The sequence below is a fragment of the Stenotrophomonas sp. BIO128-Bstrain genome (genome assembly GCF_030128875.1).
Taxonomy (GTDB): domain Bacteria; phylum Pseudomonadota; class Gammaproteobacteria; order Xanthomonadales; family Xanthomonadaceae; genus Stenotrophomonas; species Stenotrophomonas bentonitica_A.
Genome location: NZ_CP124620.1, coordinates 2,215,061 through 2,237,159 on the forward strand (window position 1 = coordinate 2,215,061; position 22,099 = coordinate 2,237,159).

Consider the following 22,099-nt stretch of genomic DNA (forward strand, 5'->3'; position numbering starts at 1 on the left):
CAAAACCAGAGATGTGCCACAAAAGACCGCGCGTGATTCAGGGAAAACAGGGTCAGCGGTTGGGCCGCAGCAACCCGCAATAGAGGCCTTCGATCGCGAAGTCCTGGTCCGGCAGCACTTCGATCGGTTTGTAATCGGGATTGCGTGGCAGCAGGCGGATCCGGTCCTTGCCCATCTTCAGCAGCTTGACCGTGATCTCGTCATCGATGCGGGCCACCACGATCTGGCCGGAGCGCGCGTCGCGGGTGCGGTGCACGCCGATCAGGTCGCCGTCGAAGATGCCCTCGTCGATCATCGAATCGCCCTGCACTTTCAGCAGGTAATCCGGCGCGGGCGAGAAGAACACCCGGTCCAGGACCACGAAGTCATCCGAGCCGATGTCCGCACCGATCGGCAGACCGGCCGCGACCCGGCCCAGCACCGGCAGGCGCAGGACGTGGTCCGGCAGCGCCGAGGCGGGCAGCGATTCGGGCAGGCCGCTCTGCAGCGCCGGTGCCTGGACCAGGCGGATGCCGCGGGCCTGGCCCGGAATGCGGCGGATCGCCCCGGCCTGCTCCAGCGCTTCCAGATGGTACTGGGCCGCGCGGACGCCCTTGAAGCCGAACGCGCGGGCGATTTCGGTCTGCGACGGCGGTGCGCCATCGGTCTCTATACGCTCGGCGATCAACTGCAGGATCGCCTGCTGGGTATCGGTCAGGTCCATGGTTAGTAGTATTACTACTAACGATGCGGGCACGCAAGTGCCCGCAGAGCAAGAGCTATTAGAAGAAGGGATGTATTGCGCCGGCCGAAGCCGCCAGCAACACCTGTAGCCACCGACCGTTGGTCGGTGACCGCGCGCAGCGCGGCAATGCCTGGCACTGCGGAGGCGTGCCGCTTGCGGCCATCCCTCCGGCGTTGAGCCTCTGCCATTTCCTGGGTCAGGCATTCCTGGCGCCGGATGGAGAGCAGCCACGCATGGCGTGGCGCTACCTGGGGCAAACAGAGCAGCCACGCATGGCGTGGCACTACCTGGGGCAAACAGGGCAGCCACGCATGGCGTGGCGCTACCTGGGGCAAACGATGATCGGCCGAGCCAGGCAGCTAGCCAAGAGCAGCCGACCAACGGTCGGCTCTACGCGCAATGTGCCGCGTTGGCGGCACGTTGCGGGGATCCTTCGGATCCCAGCGGCAAGAACCCTAGGGGTTCTTGCCGCTGCGCCAGATCGAGAACAGTATCCACACGCCGCAGAAGCCGGCACCGATGAACCCGGCTACGCCCAGCGCCAGCAGCCAGCGGCTGGAGACGCCGCCGACACTGTGCATGACGATGGAGGAGCCGATGATCAGTGCGGCGGTCACGATGCCCATCACCAGCCGGTTGGCGGCGCGGTTGACCTGGTCGCCGAAGCCCTGCAGTGCGGTGGTCTCGACCTTGAGCTGGAGCCGCCCGCGGCGCGCCATCTGCAGCAGTCGGCGGACATCGCGCGGCAGGTCGCCGACCAGGTCCATCACCCCCACCAGGCTGCGCTTGCCGCGCTTGAGCATGGCGCCGGGCGAGTAACGCTGCCACATCACCCGTTCCAGGTACGGGCGCGCGGCACTGGCCATGTCGAACTGCGGGTCAAGCTGGCGGCCCATCCCTTCCAGGGTCAGGAAGGTCTTGATCATCAGGGCCAGATCGGCCGGCAGGGTCAGCGCGTACTGGCGCAGCAGCTGGGTGATGTTGCCCAGCATCAGGCCCATGTGCAGGTCCTTGAGCGGCACCCCGCGGTACTGGTCGACGAACGTGCTGATGTCCTGCTGCAGCCGCGATTCGTCCACCTCCACGCCACCGGCCCAGTCCAGCAGGACGTCGGCCACCTGCTCGGGCTCCTGCGTGACCAGGCCGTGCAGGAGCTGGGCGACCTGGAAGCGGCGCTGTTCGGAAATCGCGCCGACCATGCCGAAATCGATCACGCCGATCGGGCCGTCGCGCAGGTAGATGATGTTGCCCGGGTGCGGGTCGGCGTGGAAACAGCCATCCTCGAGCACCATCTTGAGCACGATGCGCGCCCCGGCCCGGGCCAGCTGCACGCGGTCCAGGCCGGCTGCATCGACACCGGCCAGGTCGCGGCCGGGAATACCATCAACGAAGTCCTGCACGTTGAGGCTTTCGCAGGTCCACTGCCAGTGCACGTTGGGAATCAGGATGTCATTGCGGCCCTGGAAGTTGCGCGCGATGCGTTCGGCATTGCGGCATTCGGCGGCAAAATCCAGCTCGCGGCGCAGTGACACCTGGAACTGCTGCACCACCTCGGCCGGGCGGTAGCGCTGCAGATCGGGCAGCCGCGCCTCGACGATCTCGGCCAGCCGCGCCAGCAGGCGCAGGTCGGCTTCAATCACGTCGCGGATGCCGGGGCGGCGGATCTTCAGCACCACGGCGGTGCCGTCATGCAGGGTCGCGCGATGGGCCTGTGCCAGCGAGGCGGCGGCCATCGGGGTTTCATCCAGCCACGCGAACACCTCCGTCGCCGGCGCGCCCAGGTCGCGCTCCAGCTGGTCGCGCACCTGCGCGTACGGCAGCGCCGGTACCGCGTTCTGGAGTTCGGAAAATTCAGCGATCCAGTCGGGCGGGAACAGGTCCACGCGGGTGGCCAGCACCTGGCCGAGTTTGACGAAGGTCGGACCCAGATCCTCCATCGCGCGGCGCACGCGCACCGGCGCGGTCATCCGCAGCATCTGCTGGGTGTCGTTCCAGTGCAGCAGGCGGCCGGCACGCTCAAGCACATCGGCCAGGCCGATCCGGCGCACCAGGTCGCCAAAGCCATAGCGGATCAGGACCGACGCGATTTCCTGCAATCGCCCCAGGTCACGCACGGTACCCAGCGTTTCCCACATCGGCCCACTCTCCTGTCAGCACACGCGGTCAGGATGTCACAACAGGGGGAAGATTCCCGTCAGCGCCTGCTGTACGGTCTGCCGCCGTATGGCTTCGCGGTCGCCGTCGAACTGGAACAACTGCGCACGGGCGTAGCCGCCCCGGCCCTTCCAGCCGATCCAGACGCTGCCGACCGGCTTGTCCTCGCTGCCGCCGCCCGGCCCGGCGATCCCGGTCACCGCCACGGCGATGCCCGCCCCGGAATTGATCAGCGCGCCGGAGACCATCTCCAGCACGGTCTCGCGGCTGACCGCACCGAACTGCTCCAGCGTCTGCGCGCGCACGCCAAGCAGACGCTGCTTGGCTTCGTAGCTGTACACCACCATGCCGCAATCGAAGAACGCCGAGGAACCGGCGATATCCGTCATCGCCTTGGCGATCCAGCCGCCACTGCAGCTCTCGGCGGTCACCAGTTGCAGCGAGGCCTGCTGCAGCCGCTGGCCCACGTCACTGGCGAGGGCGCCGAGCTCGGCGTCGGAAGGAACGGTCATGGGGAATCCTGGATCAACGGGGGGAACGAACGCCCCCAGTTTTAGCCGAAATCGTGGGTGATGTCGTGTGTCGCCGGGTGCGACGGAGGGTCGCGTTCCCTCAGCATCATGGAATGCCGGCCAGCGGCCGGCACTACCTCAGGGTCATGGAATGCCGGCCAGCGGCCGGCACTACCTCAGGATCGTGGGTGCCGGCCAGCGGCCGGCGCCCCCCTCACCACTCCGGAAGTTTTTCCGGGAGCATGGCGCGGATCGGTTCGCCGTCCTCGCCGGCCGCCAGCTTCTCGGCCTCGGCGATCGGAATCTCAACCTGGAGCAGCCAACCGTCTTCATCGGTTGCTTCGCTGCGCACGACCTCCAGCTGGTGCAGACGCGACCGCAGGCGACCGGCACTTGGCGGCAGCCGCAGCTCGCCACTGACGTGCTGCAGGCCCAGACGCTTGCCCAGCACGGACTGCAGCAGCGGCAGGCCCACGTTGTCGCGGGCGGAAATCCAGACCCGTTCGCGACGGGCGCTGTCGGGGATGCCGTCCTGGCCATCGTGGCGCACCTCGGCCCCGTCGATGCGGTCGATCTTGTTGAACACCAGCAGCTGCGGCAGATCGCCCGCGCCGATGGCAGTCAGCACCTCATCGACCTGCGCGATGCGCTCCTCACGGTGCGGATCGGCCGCATCGACCAGGTGCAGCAGGAAGTCCGCTTCGCGGGCTTCAGACAAGGTCGAGCGGAACGCAGCCACCAGGTCATGCGGCAGGTCGCGGACGAAACCGACGGTATCGGCAAGCACGACGCTGCCACCGGGCAGTGCGATGCGGCGCACCGTCGGGTCCAGCGTCGCGAACAGCTGGTCCGCCGCGTAGGCCTCGGCGCCAGTCAACGCGTTGAACAGGGTCGACTTGCCGGCGTTGGTGTAACCCACCAGGGCGACGCGCGGCAGTTCGCTGCGCAGGCGGGCACGGCGCATCTGGGTGCGCTGCACTTCCACCTTTTCCAGTTTCTTCTGCAGCTGCTCCACCCGCTTCTGCAGCAGGCGGCGATCGGTTTCCAGCTGGGTTTCACCCGGGCCACGCAGGCCGATGGAACCACCGCGCTGGCGCTCCAGATGGGTCCAGCCGCGGACCAGCCGCGTGGACATGTGGCGCAGCTGCGCCAGTTCCACCTGCAGCTTGCCTTCATGGCTGCGCGCACGCTGGGCGAAGATATCCAGGATCAGCCCGGTGCGGTCGATCACGCGCCGCTCCAGGAACCGCTCCAGGTTGCGCTCCTGCCCCGGCGACAGGGCGTGGTTGACCAGAATCAGGTCAGCGCCGGTGGCCTCGGCCGCGGCCTTGACCTCGTCCAGCTTGCCGCTGCCGATCAGGATCGACGGATTGGGCCGATCGATGCGCGCGGTCAACGTGGCCGCGATGCTGGCCCCGGCGGAGCGGGCCAGATCGGTGAACTCTTCAAGCACGTCATCTTCGAGCCGGCCGGCATGCGGCTGGATCAGGAGTGCGTGTTCGCCTCGCTTGGAACGGTCAAACACGCAGTTCTCCAGAATTTTTCACACTGTCACTCAACGTCGTCATCACCTTGGACGCCTTCGGCGCCATCATTGGACTGCACATAGCCACCACCGGGCCCGACCTTCACATTGCGCGCCGGTACCACGGTCGAAATGGCGTGCTTGTACACCATCTGGCTCACCGTGTTACGCAGCAGCACCACGAACTGGTCGAACGATTCAATCGTCCCCTGCAGCTTGATGCCATTGACCAGATACACCGACACCGGCACACGTTCGCGCCGAAGTGCATTCAGAAACGGATCCTGCAGCGATTGCCCCTTGGACATTGCACACTCCTGATTATTGTTTTTATGGTCTTCCGGCAGTTGCCACGGCCCCCGCCGCCCGCCGGAACCCTTGATGGTACACGGGGCGGGTGGGTGGCGGCGTGGACTCAGCGTGCGACGAAGGTCGACACCGCATCCGCCAGGGAAGCCTTCTCTAAATGGGGATCGAACCAGCGCGCATCAAGCTCCCCGCGCAACCAGGTCAGCTGCCGCTTGGCCAGCTGCCGGGTAGCCTGGATACCCCGCTCACGGAACTCGGCGGCCGTCCCCTGCCCGTCCAGGTATTCCCATGCCTGCCGGTAGCCGACCGCGCGTACGGCCGGCAGATCCAGCGGCGCGGCCACCCCGGCCATGGCCGGCAGGGCGCGCAGCGCGCGGACTTCGTCCAGGAAACCGTGATCCAGCATCGCGTCGAACCGGGTTTCGATGCGCTGATGCAGCACCTTGCGCTCGCGGGGGGCCAATACCAGCTTGAGCGCCCGCACCGGCAGCCGGTCCACACCAGGCAGCTTCTGCCATTCGCTGATCGGGGTGCCGGTCAGGCGATGGACTTCCAGCGCCCGCTGGATGCGCTGTGGATCGGTCGCATGAATGCGCCTTGCCGCTGCCGGATCGATATCGGCCAGTTGGGCGTGCATCGCCGCCCAGCCCTGCCCGGCCGCCTCGGCGGCGATCTGCGCGCGCACCGCCGGATCGGCTTCAGGCATCGGCGACAGGCCCTGCAGCAGGGCACGAAAGTACAGCCCGGTGCCACCGGCCAGAATCGGCATGCGGCCGCGCGCAATGATGTCGCGCACGGCCCGGGCAGCGTCGCCGGCGAACTCTGCCGCCGAATAGGTCTGCCACGGGTCGCGCACATCGAGCAGATGATGCGGGGCCTGGGCGCGCTCGGTGGCGTCGGGTTTGGCCGAACCGATATCCAGGCCGCGGTAGACCAGGGCCGAATCGACGCTGACGATCTCACCGTCCAACTGCTGGGCCAGCGCGATCGCGGTGGCGGTCTTGCCCGACGCGGTCGGCCCCATCACCGCGATCGCAAGCGGGCGTTGGTCGACGGCCATCAGTCCTCGTCCGGCCAGCGCGGCATCGCCGGTGCGGCCGACGCCCGCGGCATCGGCACGGCATCCACCGCCGCCCACACCTTCAGGGCGTCGACCGTGGCCGCGACATCGTGCACGCGCAGCAGCATTGCGCCGCGCTGGGCAGCGATCAGGTGCGCGGCGACCGAACCGGCCACGCGGTCACGCGGCTGTTCACGACCGGTCAGCTCACCGATGCTGCGCTTGCGCGACAGACCCGCCAGCATCGGGACACCGAGCTCAACAAAACGGTCCGAGCGCGCCAGCAGGATCATGTTGTGTTCGGTGGTCTTGCCGAAGCCGAAGCCCAGATCGATGACCAGGTGCTTCTTGGCAACGCCGGCCATCTCGGCCTGGAACATGCGCTCGGTCAGGAAACGATGCACCTCGGCGACGACATCGTCGTAGTGCGGGGTGTCCTGCATGCTGCCCGGCTCGCCCTGCATGTGCATCAACACCACCGGCACGCCGAGCTCGGCGGCAGCCTCCAGCGCACCGGGCTGGCGCAGCGCATGAATGTCATTGATCAGGCCGGCACCGGCGGCGACGGCGGCACGCATCACCTCGGGCTTGAAGGTGTCGATGCTGATCGGCACGGAAGTTTCGCGCGCCAGGCGCTCGATCACCGGGATGACCCGGCGCAGTTCTTCGTCCAGCGGCACCGGCGCACTGCCGGGCCGGGTCGACTCGCCGCCGATGTCGAGCAGGTCGGCACCTTCGGCCACCAGCTGCAGGCCGTGTGCGACCGCGGCCTCGACGCTGTCGTGCTCACCGCCGTCGGAGAACGAATCCGGGGTGACATTGACGATGCCCATGACCCGCGGGCGATCCAGCCGCAGCAGGCGGCCGCCGCAATCGAGCTGGGGAGAAATGTCGAACATGGGCAGATCCACGAAGTACGCCAGCGCGTAGTTTACGCCGGACCACGCGAGCGCCTGCCGGTCGCGCTGACGAAGCCTGCCCTCAGCGCTGGCGGCGCTTGCGCTCCACGTAGACCGTCTTGGCGATGCTCATCAGCACGCCGACGGCGATGCCGATGCCGGCGCCGAGCAGGAAGTTGTCGCGGGTCAGGCCGATGGCCACGCCAATGATCGTGGCGATCACCATTTCGGTGGTGTGCGAGATCGGCTGCGGTGGGGGTGCGGACATGGCGACTCCAGAACGGGAACGAAAACAGAGCCACATTATGACCCGCCGGAAACGACGAAGGCCGGGTTTCCCCGGCCTTCGTCACTTACGTGGGCAACACTCAGATCTGTTCGGCAGGGCCGGCGATCGGGGCGACCGGACGGGCATCGCCGCCCTTGTCGTTGTTGCCGCCATCCTTGTTGCTGGCCGACTTGCCCCAGCCCGCCGGCGGCGGCGGATCGCGCCCTTCCATCACGGCGTTGATCTGCGGCGCATCGATGGTCTCGTACTGCAGCAGCAGCTGGGACATCGTGTGCAGCTTGTCGAGGTTGGCGGTCAGCAGCTCGGTGGTACGGGCGTAGGCCTTGTCCAGGATGCTGCGGACGACTTCGTCGATGCGGCGCGCGGTATCGTCGGACACGCTCTTGTGCTGCGTCACCGAACGGCCAAGGAACACTTCATCGTCCTCTTCACCATAGGCGATCGGGCCGAGCTCGTCGGACAGGCCCCACTTGGTGACCATGTTGCGGGCCATCTTGGTGGCGCGCTCGATATCGTTGGAGGCACCGGTGGTGACCTTGTCGGTGCCGAAGATCAACTCTTCGGCCACACGGCCACCGTACAGCGAGCACAGCTGCGATTCGATCGCCACGCGGTTCATCGAGTACTTGTCGCCTTCCGGCAGGTACATCGTCACACCCAGCGCGCGGCCGCGCGGAATGATGGTGACCTTGTAGACCGGATCGTGCTCGGGCACCAGGCGGCCGACGATGGCATGGCCAGCTTCGTGATACGCCGTGAGCGTCTTTTCTTCTTCGCTCATCGCCATCGAACGGCGCTCGGCACCCATCAGGATCTTGTCGCGGGCACGGTCGAAGTGGTCCATGCGGACTTCCTTCTCACCGCCACGCGCGGCAAACAACGCCGCTTCGTTGGCCAGGTTGGCCAGGTCCGCACCGGAGAAGCCCGGGGTACCGCGCGCGATCACCATCGGCTCGACATCGTCGGCCAGCGGCAGCTTGCGCATGTGCACCTTGAGGATCTGCTCGCGGCCCTTGACGTCCGGCAGGCCGACCACGACCTGGCGATCGAAACGGCCCGGGCGCAGCAGCGCCGGATCCAGCACGTCCGGACGGTTGGTGGCGGCGATGACGATCACGCCCTCGCCTCCCTCGAAACCGTCCATTTCGACCAGCAGCTGGTTCAGCGTCTGCTCGCGTTCGTCGTGACCGCCGCCCAGGCCGGCGCCGCGATGGCGACCGACAGCGTCGATTTCATCGATGAAGATGATGCACGGGGCCTGCTTCTTGGCCTGCTCGAACATGTCGCGCACGCGGCTGGCGCCGACGCCGACGAACATTTCCACGAAGTCCGAACCGGAGATCGAGAAGAACGGGACCTTGGCCTCACCCGCAATGGCGCGGGCCAGCAGGGTCTTGCCAGTACCCGGCGGGCCGACCATCAGCACGCCGCGCGGAATCTTGCCGCCCAGCTTGGTGAACTTGGTCGGGTCACGCAGGAAGTCGACCAGTTCGCCAACCTCTTCCTTGGCCTCGTCGCAGCCGGCGACATCGGCGAAGGTGACCTTGATCTGGTCTTCGCCCTGCAGCTTGGCGCGCGACTTGCCGAAGGACATCGCGCCCTTGGCCCCGCCGCCACCGCCCTGCATCTGGCGCATGATGAAGATCCAGAAGCCGATGATCAGGATCACCGGGAGGAAGTTCATCAGGATCGCGCCCAGCGAGATGCCGCTGGACGGCGGCGCCTGCTCGAATTCCACCTTCTTGCCGCGCAGCACGTTGATCAGGTCGCGATCGTAGGGCGCGGTGATGGTGCTGGTCTGGCCGCTGCGGGTGGTGTAGGTCACATCATTGGCACCGCCGCGCATTTCGCCCAGCACTACTTTCTGGATGTTGCCGCTGTCCACCTGGTCGAGGAACTGCGAATACGTCGCACCCTGCGCGCCGGCTCCGCTGCTCTTCGGCGAGAAGCTCTGGAAGACCACCATCAGCACGACGGCGACGACCACCCATAGCAGGAGGTTCTTGGTCAAGTCGTTCATCCTCATTGGCTCCGGTGTTCCTCTAATTCCTGACGCGATTCGTATGGTTGAGCTTACTTGATCTGCGCGCGTTTTCCCTGCCCCAAGGCGTACACCTCGGGCGAGCGCTTACGGGACGCTTCAGGCTTGCGGATCACCACTTTGTCGTACCGGCGGCGCATTTCGCGCACATAGTCGTCAAAGCCCACGCCCTGGAACAGCTTGATCAGGAACGCGCCACCGGGCTTGAGATGGTTGTCGGCAAACTCCAACGCCAACTCCGCCAGGTGCATCATCCGCGGTTGGTCCACCGCGTCCATTCCACTCTTATTGGGGGCCATATCCGAGAGCACAAGGTCTACCGGCTGATCCCCCAGCATGGCTTCGAACTCCGATAGGACGGCCTGTTCCCTGAAGTCACCGTGAAGGAACTCCACGCCTGCCAGCGGCGGCATCTCCAGGATGTCCAGCGCCAGGACCCGGCCGGTGTCGCCGATCTGACGGCGGACCTGCTGGGACCAGCCGCCCGGGGCGGCACCCAGGTCGACCACGACCATGTGCGGCTTCAGCAGCCGATCCCGCTCCAGCAGCTCCTCCAGTTTGTAGGCCGCGCGCGAGCGCATGCCCTCGGCCTGGGCCTTCTTCACGAAGGGGTCGGCGAAGTGCTCTTTCAACCAACGTTGACTGCTTTTGCTGCGGGTTGCCATTGAGATGCGGGTCCGATGGGGAGGTCATGATACCCTGATCGCCCCAGTTAACCGCTTGTTCCTGAATGGCTATCGCCCTGACGTCTTCCCAAACCCGTTTCCTCCGCGGTCACGCGCATGATCTGAAAGCCCTGCTCCAGATCGGCGGCAAGGGGGTGACACCGGCCTTCCTGGCTGAACTGGAAGAGGTGCTGGAACGCCACGAGCTGATCAAGGTCAAGGTCGCCGCGGAAGACCGCGAGGCCCGCGACGCCCTCATCGCCGAGCTGGTCAGTGCCAGTGAAAGCGCGCTGGTGCAGCGCATCGGCCACGTGGCCGTGCTGTACCGCCCAAGCAAGGAACAGCGCCAGATCGTCCTGCCGCGCGGCTGATCCCGGAACGCCCATGCAGCTGAGCCACGAAATCCCCGATTACGCCTACGCCCTGCGTGCCGCCGATGGCCGCAGCGCGAAGGTGAATGACCGGACCTTGGCCGCCAGTTTCATCCTGGCCCCGGACACGCTGATCGAAGCCTGGCCGGTGGCCGATATCGCCCGTCTCACCCCGGAAGACCTGGCGCCGGTGCTGGCGCTGAACCCCGCACTGGTGGTGCTGGGCACCGGCGATACCCAGGTCTTCCCGCCCGCTGCGGTCATGGCCGCATGCCTGACCCGGGGGATCGGCCTGGAAGTGATGAACAACCCGGCGGCCGCACGGACCTTCAACATCCTCGCCAGCGAGGGTCGCAAGGTGGCGGCGGCGTTCATCCTGAAGGGGTGAGACCGGGATTTCCGTTCAGAAAAGGCCGCCCCGGGGGCGGCCTTTTTTGTGCCTGCGTCCCGGGCTCGACAGCGACGCATGGCGTCGCTCTACCACCCGGTTACGGGCTGTGCGGGGTAGAGCCGACCGTTGGTCGGCTGCATTGATTACCGCGGCGGCAGATACAGCAGCGGATCGACCGGCTTGCCGTTGTAGCGGATCTCGAAGTGCAGCATGTCGCGCGCAGCGCCGGTGCGCCCCATTTCGGCGATCTGCTCGCCGGCCTTCACGCTCTGCCCTTCGCTGACCAGGCGCTTGCGGTTGTGGCCATACGCCGATAGCCACTGGTCGCTGTGCTTGATGATGATCAGCTCACCGAAACCGACCAGGCCCGCACCGGAATACACCACCACGCCGGCGGCGGTCGCACGGACCGGCTGGCCGCTGGTGCCGGCGATGTCCACGCCCTGCTTGGTCGCCTCGCCGGCGACGAAGCGGCCAACGATCGCGCCATCGGCCGGCCAGCGCCAGCTGATGTTGCTCTTGATGGCGGTGGTCGGGGCCGGGGTGGCCGCCGGCGCGGTGCTGCCCGGACGCGGCGCGGTGACCACGGTGGTCGGGGCGCGGCCAGGGCTGCCACTGCCGCCCGGGTACAGGCGCAGCGACTGGCCGGGATAGATCGTGTACGGCTCGGCCAGCCCGTTCCAGGCAGCCAGATCGCGCGGGGTGATGTTGTGGATGCGGGCCAAGGCATACAGCGTGTCGCCACGACGGACGACCGCAGTCTGGCCGGGCTTGGCCACCGAGGTCTGCGGCGTGCTGTGGGCCACGCCGCCGCCCGAGCCCGAGGGCCGCACCACGGTGGCAGTGCCGCAGGCGCTCAGCACCGACACCACCAACAGCAGCGCGCCGCTGCGCACTCCCTTGCTCAAACGATCAGCACTCATGCGAACTTCGACCTCCATACAAGCCAGGCGACCAGCACGACCACCAGCGCGGTCGCGATCCAGCCCAGCGGTTCAATCCAACGGCGCAGCGCAGCTTCCGCGCGCGGCCCGCCAATACGAATGACCGCCGCCAGCACGTACACGCGCTTGCCACGGCCGATCAACATGCTCAGGAAATACTGCGGCAACGGCACGCCGACGATACCCGATGCCCATGTGAAGACCTTCATCGGGATCGGCATGAAGCCGCCCAGCACCAGGAAGGTGAACACTGCCCACGGCGACTCGGCCATCTTGGCCTGCACGATGGCGATACCGCCCTCGATGCTGCCCAGCATGCCCAGCGCGGCGAACACCGGCTTGAGCGCTTCAAAGGCGAAGTGGCCCAGCGCATAGCCTACCAGCGCACCGGCCATCGAGCCGGCCAGGCTGAGCGTGGCGAACCACCAGCCGCGCTTGGGCTGGGCCACGCACATCGGCGCCAGCATCACCTCGGGCATCACCGGGAAGATGATCGCTTCGATGAAGCTCAACACCGTCAGATAGGTCGGGGCGCGCTCGTGCGCGGCCCACTTCATTGCCCGCTCGTACAGCGGACCAAAAATCTTCATGACGCAACGCTCCTTGGAATCAGTCCAGCATGCCAGACAGCAGCGGTACGAACGTGACCGGTGCCAGTACCTGCTGTTCGACACTGCCGTCATCGCGACGGGTCAACTGGATCAGCGACTGCGCGCCCGGGCCGCCGACCGGCGCCACCAGGCGCCCACCCACGGCCAGCTGCTCGACCAGCGCATCGACCAGCGCCGGTGCCGCCGCCGTCACCACGATTGCATCGTAAGGGCCGTGCTCGGCCCAGCCGACGCGCCCGTCGTCATGCTTGCTGCGGATGTTCATGCCCAGCGCGCGGAAGCGCTTGCGCGCCTGGCGCAGCAGATCGCCGATGCGCTCGACCGTGTAGACCTCCAGCCCGATCGCCCCCAGCACGGCGGCCTGGTAACCCGAGCCGGTGCCGACTTCCAGCACCTTCGTCGGCGCCGACTGCAGCACCGCTTCGGTCATGCGCGCAACCACCCAGGGTTGCGAAATGGTCTGGCCGTGGCCGATCGGCAGTGCGGTGTCTTCGTAGGCACGCGAGGCCAGTGCTTCATCGATGAACAGATGGCGCGGCACCACGCGGATGGCATTGAGGGTGGCTTCGTCGGCGATGCCGGCATCGCGCAGGCGGTCGACCAAGCGGTCGCGGACGCGCTGGGAGGTCATGCCGATGCCGACCGCTTCGGGCTGCAGGCGCAGGCGTGGGCTCATGCCGGCCGATCCAGCGCGGCGGTCAGCCCGCCGACCCAGCTGGCCACCTTCTCCAGCGCCTGGTAGCGGGTGAGGTCGACCTGGATCGGGGTGATCGAGATATAGCCGTTGCGCACCGCGTGGAAATCCGTGCCGGGGCCGGAGTCCTGTTCGCGCCCGGCCGGGCCGATCCAGTACACCTGGTTGCCGCGCGGGTCGCGCTGGGCAATGCAGCCTTCGGCGCGATGACGGTTGCCCAGGCGGGTCACTTCGAAGCCGCGTACTTCGCTCCACGGCAGATCCGGCACGTTGACGTTGAGGATGGTGTCGGCGGGCAGTGGATCGGCCTTGAGCCGGGTGACGATCTCCACCGCAGCGCGGGCGGCCGTTTCGAAGTTGCGTGGCTCGTGGTTGTGCGTGACCAGCGACATCGCCACGGCGGGCAGACCCAGGAAGCGCCCTTCCATCGCCGCCGAGACGGTGCCGGAGTAGATCACGTCGTCGCCGAGGTTGGCCGCGTTGTTGATGCCCGAGACGACGATATCCGGCTCGTACTCGAGCATGCCGGTGAGGGCCAGATGCACGCAGTCGGTCGGCGTGCCGGCCACCGAGCAGGTGTAGTGGTCGATGCGCTTCATGCGGATCGGCAGGTCCAGGGTCAGCGAATTGCTGGCGCCTGAGCGATCGCGATCGGGGGCGACCACGGTCACTTCATGACCTGCGTCACGCAATACCGTGGCGAGCATCTTGATGCCCGGCGCATCGACACCGTCGTCGTTGCTGACCAGAATCCGCATCTGCGATTTAACCGCTTGATTTTTCAAGACTTCGATTCCATCACTTCCCACTGTTCGCGGCGGTGGCCCTGCCCCTTCCGGAGCCCGACGACCGCGCAAGTGCGTCAGCTATTGTGCCGCAAGCGGACAGATCGTCCTACCCCGATAACGGTAGGCATCGCCCCTCCCGCCCATTAGGCTGTACGCATGTCACATTCTGAAGACGAAGATCCCGCGGCCCTGTTCCGGGCCGCCATCGGCGAGGTCAAGCCGCTGCGCAAGGTGGTCACCCCGCCGCCGGCCACGCCGCGGCCCAAGCCGCGTGCGCGCATGGCCGAACAGGATGAACAGGAGGCCCGCGGGGAATTCGCCCGGCTGCTGCGCGACAGCAGCCCACTGGAGGCCGGCGATACCGCCAGCTACCGGCGCGAGAATCTGCCGCCGCGGATGTTCCAGCGGCTCAAGCGCGGGCAGTACTCCGTGCAGGACGAACTGGACCTGCATGGCGCGACGGTGGCCCAGGCCGAGACACTGGTGCGCCAGTTCCTGGTGGAAGCGCATGCCCATGAGTACGGCTGCGTGCGCATCATCCACGGCAAGGGACTGCAATCCGATGGCGGCGCACCGGTGCTGAAGAATCTGGTCGATCGTCTGCTGCGCCTGCGCAACGACGTGCTCGCATTTCATTCCGCGCCCGCCGGCCAGGGCGGCACCGGCGCAGTGCTGGTGCTGCTGAGCAACCGGTAACGCCGGCCCTGGAATTCCCCCGCCGCACGCGCACGGGGTAGAGCCGACCGTTGGTCGGCTGAGCTAGGCAGCCGACCAACGGTCGGCTCTACGCAATTTGCGGTGCCGGGACGGACGGCAGCCGACCAACGGTCGGCTCTACGCAATTTGTGGTGCCTGGACGGACGGCAGCCGACCAACGGTCGGCTCTACCCGGCCTGGGTGTCGGACTGGCTTGCGTCTTCTACCGGCCCCAGCTCATGCAGCACCGCGGTGGCGTAGCAGCCGGGCGGCAGCGCGAAGCTCAGTTCCAGCACCTCGGGAGCCAGCCACTGGTGCTGCAGCATCGCCGGGCGCAGGCGCAGCGCGCGGCGCTCCTGCTTCAGGCGGGCGCTTTCCAGGCCGGCGCGCAGTGCAAGCGATTGCGCATCGGCAACCGCGCCCAGCTCCAGCTCGGCAGCGGCACCGGTGCTGCGCAGTTCCCCCTCTCCCCACAATGGGCCGCTGGGATGAATGTCGAAGCGGCCGAGACGATCGGCCAGCAGATCCGTCCACGGCTCCGGGCCGAACACGCTGCGGCTGCCATCGAGCATCCAGACCTCGCCGTCCAGCGGCGCGTCCCAGTTGCCCTGCTCCACGCGCGCCGCCAACACCTGGTTGAACAGCGCCGAACGGGCGGCCGAGAGCAGCAGCGAGCGCTGGTCCGGACGCATGCGGCGGCCACCGAACATCGCCAGCGCCGCCGGCACATTGCCGCCATCGCGACCGAAACGCTGCTCACCGAACCAGTTCGGCAGGCCGCGCGAGGCGATATGGGAAAGTCGCTCTTCGATGGCCGCAGCATCCCCCTGCACATCGCGCAGGACCAGCTTGAAGCGGTTGCCGGCCAACGCACCGCGCTGCAGCTTGCGGTTGTGCCAGGTCGACTCGACCACCTCGATCTCATCGGAAGCCAGCAGCGCCGGATCCGGCGCCACGCGCTTGGGCAGGTGCACGCTGAAGCGCTGCGTGGTGACCGCATGGCGGTCTTTCATGCCGGCGTAGCTGACCGCCATGTCCGGCAGCCCGGCCCATTTGGCCAGCACCTTGGCGACGTGCACGGTGTTCGCGCCCCGCTTGCGGATCGTCAGCAGCAGGTGCTCGCCCTCGCCGCTCGGCTCGAACGCCGGCAGTTCGTCGACCTGGAAATCCTCGGGCGTGGTGCGGATCTTCGCGGTGAGCAACGGCGCGCCGAACGCCAGCGGCAACGGGATCACAGCGCCACCAGCAGTACGCTGGCCTGGGCGGCGATACCCTCGCTGCGGCCGGTGAAGCCCAGCTTTTCCGACGTGGTCGCCTTGACGCTCACGCAGTCCAGCGCGATGCCCAGCACGGTGGCGATGCGCTCACGCATGGCCAGGGCGTGCGGGCCAACCTTCGGCCGCTCGCAGATGACGGTGATGTCGGTGTTGCCGACCTGCCAGCCGCGCTCGCGCAGCAGGCCGTTGCAATGCGCAAGCAGGTGCGCGCTGTCCGCGCCCTTCCAGCGCATGTCCGTCGGCGGGAAATGCACGCCGATGTCACCCAGCGCCAGCGCGCCGAGCATCGCATCACACAGGGCGTGCAGGATCACATCGCCATCGCTGTGCGCAAGCACGCCACAGCTGTGTTCGACCCGGATGCCACCGAGCATGATGTGGTCGCCCTCGCCGAAGGCATGGACGTCGTAGCCCTGTCCGATGCGGAAGGGAGGGAACTGTGGCGTGGTCATTGCAAGAACCTGCGGTTGGGTGTGGCGCGTGCGGACGTCAGGGTTCGCGACGCGACAACACGAATTCAAAACGGGACAGATCAGCCGGGGTGGTGACCTTGAAGTTGTCTTCGCTGCCTTCCACCAGCAGCGGGCGCAGCCCCTGGCGCTCCATGGCCATGGCCTCGTCGGTGACCTCCACGCCGGCATCGGCCGCCTCCTGCAGCGCGCGCGCCAGCTGGTGGCGGCGGAACAGCTGCGGGGTCAGCGCGCGCCACAGGCGCTCACGCGGCTCGGTGGCATCGATGCCGCCGTCGTCGCCGGCACGCTTGAGGGTGTCGCGCACGGGGGCGGCCAGGATCGCGCCGACCGGGTCGGCACGCCCCACTTCCAGCAGGCGGCCCAGATCGGCAGCGGCCAGGTTGGGGCGGGCGGCATCGTGGACCAGCACGAAATCATCGGCCCGCACGTCATCGGGCAAGGCATGCAGGCCGGCCAGTACCGAGCCGGCACGGGTCGCCCCGCCGATGCAGGTCAGGATGGGTTTGTCCGCCAGCGACTGCCAGCCCGGCCAGTCGGCGTCATCCTCGGCGACCACCACCATCACCCCGGCCACGACCGGGTGCGAGAGCAGCGCCTGGAGGGTATGGGCCAGCAACACGCGGTCGCCGGCCAGCAGATACTGCTTGGGCGTGGGCCCGCCGAAGCGGGTGCCACGTCCAGCGGCGGGCACCACCGCCCAGATGCCGGCCATCAGGGCACGTCCTGGTGCGGCGCGTCCGGATCGGGAACGGCCGTCGGTGCACGCGGCGGCGGCACCGGCGCGTCTTCGACCACGCGGTAGAACTTCTCGCCGGGCTTGATCATGCCCAGCTCGCTGCGCGCGCGTTCTTCGATGGCCGCCTCGCCTTCCTTGAGGTCCTTGACCTCGGCAGCCAGCGCGTCATTGCGCTGCTGCAGGCCGGCGTTGTCCCGCTTCTGGTTCTCGACCTGGGCTTCGAGCATCATCACCTCGCCCGAGTTGCCCGGTCCAAACCAGAAGCGGTACTGCAGCCACGCGAGCAGCAGCGCGAGCACCAGCAGCAGCCAGCGCCAGTTGCGCATGCGATCAGCGCTTCAGCGACACGAACGCGTCACGACCAGCGTAACGCGCGCCGGCACCGAGGGCTTCCTCGATCCGCAGCAGCTGGTTGTACTTGGCCACGCGATCGCTGCGGCACAGCGAGCCGGTCTTGATCTGGGTGGCGGTGGTGGCCACGGCGATGTCGGCGATGGTGGTGTCTTCGGTTTCGCCCGAACGGTGCGAGACGATCGAGGCGTAGTTGGCCGCGTGCGCCATGGCGATCGCTTCCAGGGTCTCGGTCAGGGTGCCGATCTGGTTGACCTTGATCAGGATCGCGTTGGCGGTGCCGGACTCGATGCCTTCCTTGAAGATCTTCGGGTTGGTGACGAACAGATCGTCACCGACCAGCTGCACCTTGTTGCCGATGCGATCGGTCAGCAGCTTCCAGCCGGCCCAGTCGTTCTCGGCCAGGCCGTCTTCGATGGTGATGATCGGGTACTGCGCGGCCCAGTCGGCCAGGAAATCGACGAACTGCTCGGAGGTCAGGCGCTTGTTCTCGCCGACCAGGTTGTACTTGCCGTTCTCGTAGAACTCGCTGGAAGCCACGTCCAGGCCCAGCAGCACGTCTTCACCGGCGGTGTAGCCGGCCTTGCCGATGGCTTCCAGGATGGTGTCCAGCGCTTCGACGTTGCTGCGGAAGTCCGGCGCGAAGCCGCCTTCATCGCCCACCGCCGTGCTCAGGCCATGGCCCTTGAGCACCGACTTGAGCGAATGGAAGATCTCGGTGCCGGCACGCAGCGACTCGGAGAACGAGGTGAAGCCGACCGGCAGCACCATGAACTCCTGGAAGTCGACGTTGTTGTCGGCATGTGCGCCGCCGTTGATGATGTTCATCATCGGGACCGGCAGGGTCACGTCGCGGCCATTGGCCAGGTGCTGCCACAGCGCCTGCTTCTTCGAGGCGGCCACAGCATGCGCGTTGGCCAGCGAAACCCCCAGCAGCGCGTTCGCGCCCAGGCGGCCCTTGTTCTCGGTGCCGTCCAGATCGATCAGGCGGCGGTCCAGGCCTTCCTGGTCGGCGGCGTCGAAGCCCTTCAGTGCCGTGGCGATCGTGGTGTTGACGTTGGACACGGCGTTGCGCACGCCCTTGCCCAGGTAACGGGTCTTGTCGCCGTCACGCAGTTCCACGGCTTCCTTGGTGCCGGTCGAGGCGCCCGACGGCACCGCGGCACGACCGAACGAGCCGTCCTCGAGGATGACTTCGGCTTCCAGCGTGGGGTTGCCACGGCTGTCGAGGATTTCACGGGCGTGGATGCTGCGGATCGTGGTCATAGCGGGCCGGTTACCAGTCAGAGAGGGGAGGCGCCGCCAATGCAGCGCCGAAAAAAACATGCCGCGTGATTATCCCTGCACACCCGTCACTTGCCAAATCGGCGGGGCCGACGGCAGCACCCCGGCCACGGTGGCCTGGCGCGAGACCAGCGATGGGATCAACAACACCAGCATCAACAGGGCCAGCAGGAGCAGTGCGCCACCGCCGCCAGCCGCCTGCCGGCGCAGCCGGAATGCGAGCACGCTGGCAGTGACACAGACCAGCGCGACGGTCCCGGTCAGCGACAGCGTCACCAGCAGCAGCGGGCGCACCGAGCGCAGCGCGTTGTCGCCATCGCCCGGCGAGCCGACGCTGGCGAATACCAGCAGCACCAGCACGAACACACCGCCCCAGGCGGTCATCGCCGCACCCAGCGCGATCCAGCCCCAGGCCCAACCGCGCCAGCCGCGGCGCACCGCGGGTGACGCCGACACGTCGGCCATCATGCGAAGCGCGAGAACCCGTGCTTCTTGGTGACCGCGTCGAGTTCCATCAGGGTTTCAAGCAGTTCTTCCATGCGATCCAGCGGCCACGCATTGGGGCCATCGGACAGCGCCTTGGACGGATCCGGATGGGTCTCGGCGAACAGGCCCGAGACGCCCACAGCCACTGCCGCGCGTGCCAGCACCGGCACGAACTCGCGCTGGCCGCCGGAGCTGTTGCCCTGCCCGCCCGGCAGCTGCACCGAATGGGTGGCATCGAACACGACCGGGCAACCGGTATCGCGCATCACCGACAGCGAACGCATGTCGCTGACCAGGTTGTTGTAGCCGAAGCTGGCACCGCGCTCGCAGACCATGATGTCCTGGTTGCCGGTGGCCTTGGCCTTCTCGACGACCGGCTTCATGTCCCACGGCGACAGGAACTGGCCCTTCTTGATGTTGACCGGCTTGCCGGCCGCACACACCTTGGTGATGAAATCGGTCTGACGCACCAGGAACGCCGGCGTCTGCAGCACGTCCACCACCGAGGCCACTTCGTCCATCGGGGTGTATTCGTGCACGTCGGTCAGCACCGGCACGCCGATCTGCTTCTTCACCTCAGCCAGGACCTTCAGGCCCTCTTCCATGCCCGGGCCGCGGAAGGCGGTACCCGAGGTGCGGTTGGCCTTGTCGAAGCTCGACTTGAAGATGAAGTTGATGCCGAGGCGATCGGTGATTTCCTTCAACTTGCCAGCCACGTCCAGCTGCAGCTGCATCGACTCGATCACACACGGGCCGGCGATCAGGAACAGGGGCTGGTCCAGCCCGACGTCGAATCCACACAGTTTCATGGCGTTTCCTTGTTGTCCGGCGAACACTGGCCAGGCCAGCCGCCGTGGGTGATTAGCGCTCTGCAATGGGGGCACGTGGCCCCCACTGCAAGTGCGGCGTGCCGATCAGGCGGCCGCGTCCTGGGCCAGCTTGCCACCGGCCTTGCGCTCGCGCGCGGCACGGATGAAGCCGATGAACAGCGGGTGGCCGTCGCGCGGGGTCGACAGGAACTCCGGGTGCGCCTGGCAGGCCAGGAACCACGGGTGCTGGTCGCGCGGCAGCTCGATGACTTCCACCAGGGTGTCATCCATCGATTTGCCCGCGATCACCAGGCCGGCATCTTCCAGCTGGGTGCGGTAGCGGTTGTTGAACTCGTAACGGTGGCGGTGACGCTCGGCGACCACGTCCTTGCCGTACAGCTCGCGGGCCAGCGTGCCCGGCTTCAGGCGCTGCTCCTGCAGGCCCAGGCGCATGGTGCCGCCCAGGTCGCTCTTGTCGTCACGCTTCTCGACATCGCCGGTGGCGGTGCGCCATTCGGTGATCAGGCCGATCACCGGGTTCGGCGACTGGCGATCGTTCTCGGTGCTGTTGGCACCTTCCAGGCCGGCCACGTGGCGGGCGAAATCGACCACTGCGGCCTGCATGCCGTAGCAGATGCCGAAGTACGGCACCTGCTGCTCACGGGCGAACTGCGAGCTCAGCACCTTGCCTTCGAAACCACGGTCGCCGAAGCCGCCCGGCACCAGGATGCCGTCGACATCCTTCAGCGCGGCCAGGTCGCTGTCTTCCAGCTCCTGCGCTTCGAGCCACTTCAGGTTGACCTTGGTGCGCTGGCGCAGGCCGCCGTGCTTGAGCGCTTCGCCGACCGACTTGTAGGCGTCCTGGTGGTCGACGTACTTGCCGACCACCGCGATGGTGACCTCGTCCAGCGGGTGCAGGGTGGCGTCCACCGCCGCTTCCCACTCGTGCAGGTCGGCCGGGCCGGCCTTGTCGCCGAGCTTGAGCTGGTTGATGACGATGTCATCCAGGCCCTGCGCGTGCAGGCCCATCGGAATGCGGTACAGCACGTCCACGTCCGGCACGCTGATCACGGCGCGCTCGGAGACGTTGGTGAACTGGGCGATCTTGCGGCGCTCCGAATCCGGCACGACCTGCTCGGAACGGCACAGCAGCACGTCCGGCTGGATGCCGATCGAACGCAGCTCCTTGACCGAGTGCTGGGTCGGCTTGGTCTTCAACTCGCCGGCGGCAGCGATGTACGGCACCAGGGTCAGGTGCATGAACAGCGCCTTCTCCGGGCCGCGCTCGGTGCGCACCTGGCGGATCGCCTCCAGGAACGGCAGCGACTCGATGTCGCCCACCGTACCGCCGATCTCCACCAGCGCCACGTCGAAGCCTTCGGTGGCCTCGTCCATGCAGCGGCGGATCTCATCGGTGATGTGCGGAATGACCTGCACGGTGGCGCCCAAGTAGTCGCCACGGCGCTCCTTGCGGATCACGTTCTCATAGATGCGGCCGGTGGTGACCGAGTTCTTGCGGCTCAGGCGGGTGCGCACGAAGCGCTCGTAATGGCCCAGGTCCAGGTCGGTCTCGGCGCCGTCATCGGTGACGTAGACCTCACCGTGCTGGAACGGGCTCATGGTGCCCGGGTCGACGTTGATGTACGGATCGAGCTTCATCATCGTCACCCGCAGGCCGCGGGCCTCGAGGATGGCGGCAAGCGACGCGGCGGCAATACCTTTGCCGAGCGAGGACACTACGCCGCCGGTTACGAAGATCAAGGGAGTCATGGCTGGGGGTGTCCTGTCAGGAAGGGGGAAACGGCGCCGACGCGCAGGGCGACGGACGACGTGAAGGGGGAAATCGGAGCGATCCGGGCGGCTGCGGGGCGTTCACGCGCCAGGGCCGGGATCAGGGGGGGTGCGGTGCAGGAGTGGGTCAGCGACGTCGGGGCAGCCGTGCCGGCCACTGTCTGGACCGTCACCTCCTGCCTACCCTGCTGGCGATCGCGCACGATCAGGCCAGTCCAT

At 67.2% G+C, this 22,099-nt stretch carries 25 protein-coding genes; 3 read left to right on the top strand and 22 right to left on the bottom strand.

Going from position 1 to position 22,099, the window contains the following annotated elements; genetic code table 11:
• Window positions 1–52: 52 nt before the first annotated feature.
• The 10 genes from lexA to rlmE all read right to left on the bottom strand — a co-directional run bounded on the left by lexA (window position 53) and on the right by rlmE (window position 10,178).
• Window positions 53–703, bottom strand: a complete 651-nt coding sequence (lexA, locus tag POS15_RS09895; protein ID WP_019183315.1) for a transcriptional repressor LexA — start codon at window positions 701–703, stop codon at window positions 53–55.
• A gap of 476 nt (window positions 704–1,179) precedes the next feature.
• The gene (gene ubiB, locus POS15_RS09900; protein ID WP_284129598.1) at window positions 1,180–2,859 is read right to left on the bottom strand and encodes a 2-polyprenylphenol 6-hydroxylase; all 1,680 of its coding nucleotides are present in this window, start codon (window positions 2,857–2,859) and stop codon (window positions 1,180–1,182) included.
• Window positions 2,860–2,895: 36 nt separating this feature from the next.
• Window positions 2,896–3,390, bottom strand: a complete 495-nt coding sequence (locus tag POS15_RS09905) for a CinA family protein (RefSeq protein ID WP_019183317.1) — start codon at window positions 3,388–3,390, stop codon at window positions 2,896–2,898.
• A gap of 214 nt (window positions 3,391–3,604) precedes the next feature.
• Window positions 3,605–4,915 carry a ribosome rescue GTPase HflX gene (hflX, locus tag POS15_RS09910; protein ID WP_019183318.1) on the bottom strand — a complete coding sequence of 437 codons (1,311 nt, stop codon included), beginning with the start codon at window positions 4,913–4,915 and terminating at the stop codon, window positions 3,605–3,607.
• Between the two features lie 26 nt (window positions 4,916–4,941).
• Window positions 4,942–5,223 carry an RNA chaperone Hfq gene (gene hfq / locus POS15_RS09915; protein WP_019183319.1) on the bottom strand — a complete coding sequence of 94 codons (282 nt, stop codon included), beginning with the start codon at window positions 5,221–5,223 and terminating at the stop codon, window positions 4,942–4,944.
• A gap of 107 nt (window positions 5,224–5,330) precedes the next feature.
• The gene (miaA, locus tag POS15_RS09920) at window positions 5,331–6,284 is read right to left on the bottom strand and encodes a tRNA (adenosine(37)-N6)-dimethylallyltransferase MiaA (RefSeq protein WP_284129600.1); all 954 of its coding nucleotides are present in this window, start codon (window positions 6,282–6,284) and stop codon (window positions 5,331–5,333) included.
• Window positions 6,284–7,183, bottom strand: a complete 900-nt coding sequence (gene folP, locus POS15_RS09925; protein ID WP_284129601.1) for a dihydropteroate synthase — start codon at window positions 7,181–7,183, stop codon at window positions 6,284–6,286. The genes miaA and folP overlap by 1 nt, the downstream gene beginning before the upstream one ends.
• Before the next feature lie 82 nt (window positions 7,184–7,265).
• Window positions 7,266–7,451 carry a hypothetical protein gene (locus POS15_RS09930; protein ID WP_019183322.1) on the bottom strand — a complete coding sequence of 62 codons (186 nt, stop codon included), beginning with the start codon at window positions 7,449–7,451 and terminating at the stop codon, window positions 7,266–7,268.
• A 100-nt stretch (window positions 7,452–7,551) separates the two neighbouring features.
• Window positions 7,552–9,492 (bottom strand): ATP-dependent zinc metalloprotease FtsH, encoded by a 1,941-nt coding sequence (gene ftsH, locus POS15_RS09935; RefSeq protein WP_019183323.1) that lies wholly within the window; start codon window positions 9,490–9,492, stop codon window positions 7,552–7,554.
• Between the two features lie 53 nt (window positions 9,493–9,545).
• Window positions 9,546–10,178 (bottom strand): 23S rRNA (uridine(2552)-2'-O)-methyltransferase RlmE, encoded by a 633-nt coding sequence (gene rlmE, locus POS15_RS09940; protein ID WP_019183324.1) that lies wholly within the window; start codon window positions 10,176–10,178, stop codon window positions 9,546–9,548.
• A gap of 65 nt (window positions 10,179–10,243) precedes the next feature.
• Here rlmE and yhbY point away from each other — a divergent pair, with 65 nt between their 5' ends.
• A complete protein-coding gene (gene yhbY / locus POS15_RS09945; RefSeq protein WP_019183325.1) occupies window positions 10,244–10,549 on the top strand; it encodes a ribosome assembly RNA-binding protein YhbY in 306 nt (101 codons plus the stop codon).
• Between the two features lie 13 nt (window positions 10,550–10,562).
• Window positions 10,563–10,937, top strand: coding sequence for an MTH938/NDUFAF3 family protein (locus tag POS15_RS09950; RefSeq protein WP_019183326.1), 375 nt, complete (start codon window positions 10,563–10,565; stop codon window positions 10,935–10,937).
• A gap of 146 nt (window positions 10,938–11,083) precedes the next feature.
• Here the strand turns inward: POS15_RS09950 and POS15_RS09955 are convergent, their stop codons facing one another.
• From POS15_RS09955 to surE, 4 genes are read right to left on the bottom strand one after another with little or no spacing between them, the layout of a single operon-like run.
• Window positions 11,084–11,863 (bottom strand): peptidoglycan DD-metalloendopeptidase family protein, encoded by a 780-nt coding sequence (locus POS15_RS09955; RefSeq protein ID WP_019183327.1) that lies wholly within the window; start codon window positions 11,861–11,863, stop codon window positions 11,084–11,086.
• On the bottom strand, window positions 11,860–12,474 hold the full coding sequence (locus POS15_RS09960; RefSeq protein WP_019183328.1) for a YqaA family protein: 615 nt from the start codon (window positions 12,472–12,474) through the stop codon (window positions 11,860–11,862). Before POS15_RS09960 ends, POS15_RS09955 begins: the two co-directional genes overlap by 4 nt.
• Window positions 12,475–12,493: 19 nt before the next feature.
• The gene (locus POS15_RS09965; RefSeq protein WP_070427088.1) at window positions 12,494–13,171 is read right to left on the bottom strand and encodes a protein-L-isoaspartate(D-aspartate) O-methyltransferase; all 678 of its coding nucleotides are present in this window, start codon (window positions 13,169–13,171) and stop codon (window positions 12,494–12,496) included.
• Window positions 13,168–13,947 carry a 5'/3'-nucleotidase SurE gene (gene surE / locus POS15_RS09970; protein WP_019183330.1) on the bottom strand — a complete coding sequence of 260 codons (780 nt, stop codon included), beginning with the start codon at window positions 13,945–13,947 and terminating at the stop codon, window positions 13,168–13,170. The genes POS15_RS09965 and surE overlap by 4 nt, the downstream gene beginning before the upstream one ends.
• 186 nt (window positions 13,948–14,133) lie before the next feature.
• On the opposite strand from surE, the gene POS15_RS09975 reads away from it, so the two are divergent.
• On the top strand, window positions 14,134–14,673 hold the full coding sequence (locus POS15_RS09975; protein ID WP_070427087.1) for a Smr/MutS family protein: 540 nt from the start codon (window positions 14,134–14,136) through the stop codon (window positions 14,671–14,673).
• Between the two features lie 188 nt (window positions 14,674–14,861).
• On the opposite strand, the gene truD is transcribed toward POS15_RS09975, so the two are convergent.
• The 8 genes from truD to POS15_RS10015 form a co-directional block, all read right to left on the bottom strand.
• Window positions 14,862–15,908: a tRNA pseudouridine(13) synthase TruD gene (gene truD, locus POS15_RS09980; protein WP_284129602.1), complete on the bottom strand. Its 1,047-nt coding sequence runs from the start codon at window positions 15,906–15,908 to the stop codon at window positions 14,862–14,864.
• Complete coding sequence (gene ispF / locus POS15_RS09985; protein WP_019183333.1) at window positions 15,905–16,402, bottom strand: 2-C-methyl-D-erythritol 2,4-cyclodiphosphate synthase; 498 nt, start codon at window positions 16,400–16,402, stop codon at window positions 15,905–15,907. Before ispF ends, truD begins: the two co-directional genes overlap by 4 nt.
• Window positions 16,403–16,439: 37 nt before the next feature.
• Window positions 16,440–17,138: a 2-C-methyl-D-erythritol 4-phosphate cytidylyltransferase gene (gene ispD, locus POS15_RS09990; protein WP_026069800.1), complete on the bottom strand. Its 699-nt coding sequence runs from the start codon at window positions 17,136–17,138 to the stop codon at window positions 16,440–16,442.
• A complete protein-coding gene (gene ftsB, locus POS15_RS09995; RefSeq protein WP_019183335.1) occupies window positions 17,135–17,485 on the bottom strand; it encodes a cell division protein FtsB in 351 nt (116 codons plus the stop codon). The genes ispD and ftsB overlap by 4 nt, the downstream gene beginning before the upstream one ends.
• A 4-nt stretch (window positions 17,486–17,489) precedes the next feature.
• The gene (eno, locus tag POS15_RS10000; protein WP_019183336.1) at window positions 17,490–18,776 is read right to left on the bottom strand and encodes a phosphopyruvate hydratase; all 1,287 of its coding nucleotides are present in this window, start codon (window positions 18,774–18,776) and stop codon (window positions 17,490–17,492) included.
• A gap of 69 nt (window positions 18,777–18,845) precedes the next feature.
• Window positions 18,846–19,259, bottom strand: coding sequence for a hypothetical protein (locus tag POS15_RS10005; RefSeq protein ID WP_284129604.1), 414 nt, complete (start codon window positions 19,257–19,259; stop codon window positions 18,846–18,848).
• A complete protein-coding gene (gene kdsA, locus POS15_RS10010) occupies window positions 19,259–20,089 on the bottom strand; it encodes a 3-deoxy-8-phosphooctulonate synthase (RefSeq protein WP_019183338.1) in 831 nt (276 codons plus the stop codon). Before kdsA ends, POS15_RS10005 begins: the two co-directional genes overlap by 1 nt.
• A gap of 105 nt (window positions 20,090–20,194) precedes the next feature.
• Window positions 20,195–21,859, bottom strand: coding sequence for a CTP synthase (locus POS15_RS10015; RefSeq protein ID WP_070427084.1), 1,665 nt, complete (start codon window positions 21,857–21,859; stop codon window positions 20,195–20,197).
• Window positions 21,860–22,099 lie beyond the last annotated feature (240 nt).

Bases quoted from the DNA above. Each gene is read 5' to 3' on its own strand.
- POS15_RS10005 (WP_284129604.1), bottom strand. From the start codon at position 19,259: ATGGCCGACGTGTCGGCGTCACCCGCGGTGCGCCGCGGCTGGCGCGGT.
- POS15_RS09905 (WP_019183317.1), bottom strand. From the start codon at position 3,390: ATGACCGTTCCTTCCGACGCCGAGCTCGGCGCCCTCGCCAGTGACGTG.
- surE (WP_019183330.1), bottom strand. From the start codon at position 13,947: ATGCGGATTCTGGTCAGCAACGACGACGGTGTCGATGCGCCGGGCATC.
- ubiB (WP_284129598.1), bottom strand. From the start codon at position 2,859: ATGTGGGAAACGCTGGGTACCGTGCGTGACCTGGGGCGATTGCAGGAA.
- POS15_RS09950 (WP_019183326.1), top strand. From the start codon at position 10,563: ATGCAGCTGAGCCACGAAATCCCCGATTACGCCTACGCCCTGCGTGCC.
- ftsB (WP_019183335.1), bottom strand. From the start codon at position 17,485: ATGCGCAACTGGCGCTGGCTGCTGCTGGTGCTCGCGCTGCTGCTCGCG.
- miaA (WP_284129600.1), bottom strand. From the start codon at position 6,284: ATGGCCGTCGACCAACGCCCGCTTGCGATCGCGGTGATGGGGCCGACC.
- yhbY (WP_019183325.1), top strand. From the start codon at position 10,244: ATGGCTATCGCCCTGACGTCTTCCCAAACCCGTTTCCTCCGCGGTCAC.
- eno (WP_019183336.1), bottom strand. From the start codon at position 18,776: ATGACCACGATCCGCAGCATCCACGCCCGTGAAATCCTCGACAGCCGT.
- lexA (WP_019183315.1), bottom strand. From the start codon at position 703: ATGGACCTGACCGATACCCAGCAGGCGATCCTGCAGTTGATCGCCGAG.
- ftsH (WP_019183323.1), bottom strand. From the start codon at position 9,492: ATGAACGACTTGACCAAGAACCTCCTGCTATGGGTGGTCGTCGCCGTC.
- ispF (WP_019183333.1), bottom strand. From the start codon at position 16,402: ATGACCACGCCACAGTTCCCTCCCTTCCGCATCGGACAGGGCTACGAC.
- POS15_RS10015 (WP_070427084.1), bottom strand. From the start codon at position 21,859: ATGACTCCCTTGATCTTCGTAACCGGCGGCGTAGTGTCCTCGCTCGGC.
- POS15_RS09955 (WP_019183327.1), bottom strand. From the start codon at position 11,863: ATGAGTGCTGATCGTTTGAGCAAGGGAGTGCGCAGCGGCGCGCTGCTG.
- kdsA (WP_019183338.1), bottom strand. From the start codon at position 20,089: ATGAAACTGTGTGGATTCGACGTCGGGCTGGACCAGCCCCTGTTCCTG.
- POS15_RS09960 (WP_019183328.1), bottom strand. From the start codon at position 12,474: ATGAAGATTTTTGGTCCGCTGTACGAGCGGGCAATGAAGTGGGCCGCG.
- hfq (WP_019183319.1), bottom strand. From the start codon at position 5,223: ATGTCCAAGGGGCAATCGCTGCAGGATCCGTTTCTGAATGCACTTCGG.
- POS15_RS09965 (WP_070427088.1), bottom strand. From the start codon at position 13,171: ATGAGCCCACGCCTGCGCCTGCAGCCCGAAGCGGTCGGCATCGGCATG.
- folP (WP_284129601.1), bottom strand. From the start codon at position 7,183: ATGTTCGACATTTCTCCCCAGCTCGATTGCGGCGGCCGCCTGCTGCGG.
- POS15_RS09930 (WP_019183322.1), bottom strand. From the start codon at position 7,451: ATGTCCGCACCCCCACCGCAGCCGATCTCGCACACCACCGAAATGGTG.
- POS15_RS09975 (WP_070427087.1), top strand. From the start codon at position 14,134: ATGTCACATTCTGAAGACGAAGATCCCGCGGCCCTGTTCCGGGCCGCC.
- rlmE (WP_019183324.1), bottom strand. From the start codon at position 10,178: ATGGCAACCCGCAGCAAAAGCAGTCAACGTTGGTTGAAAGAGCACTTC.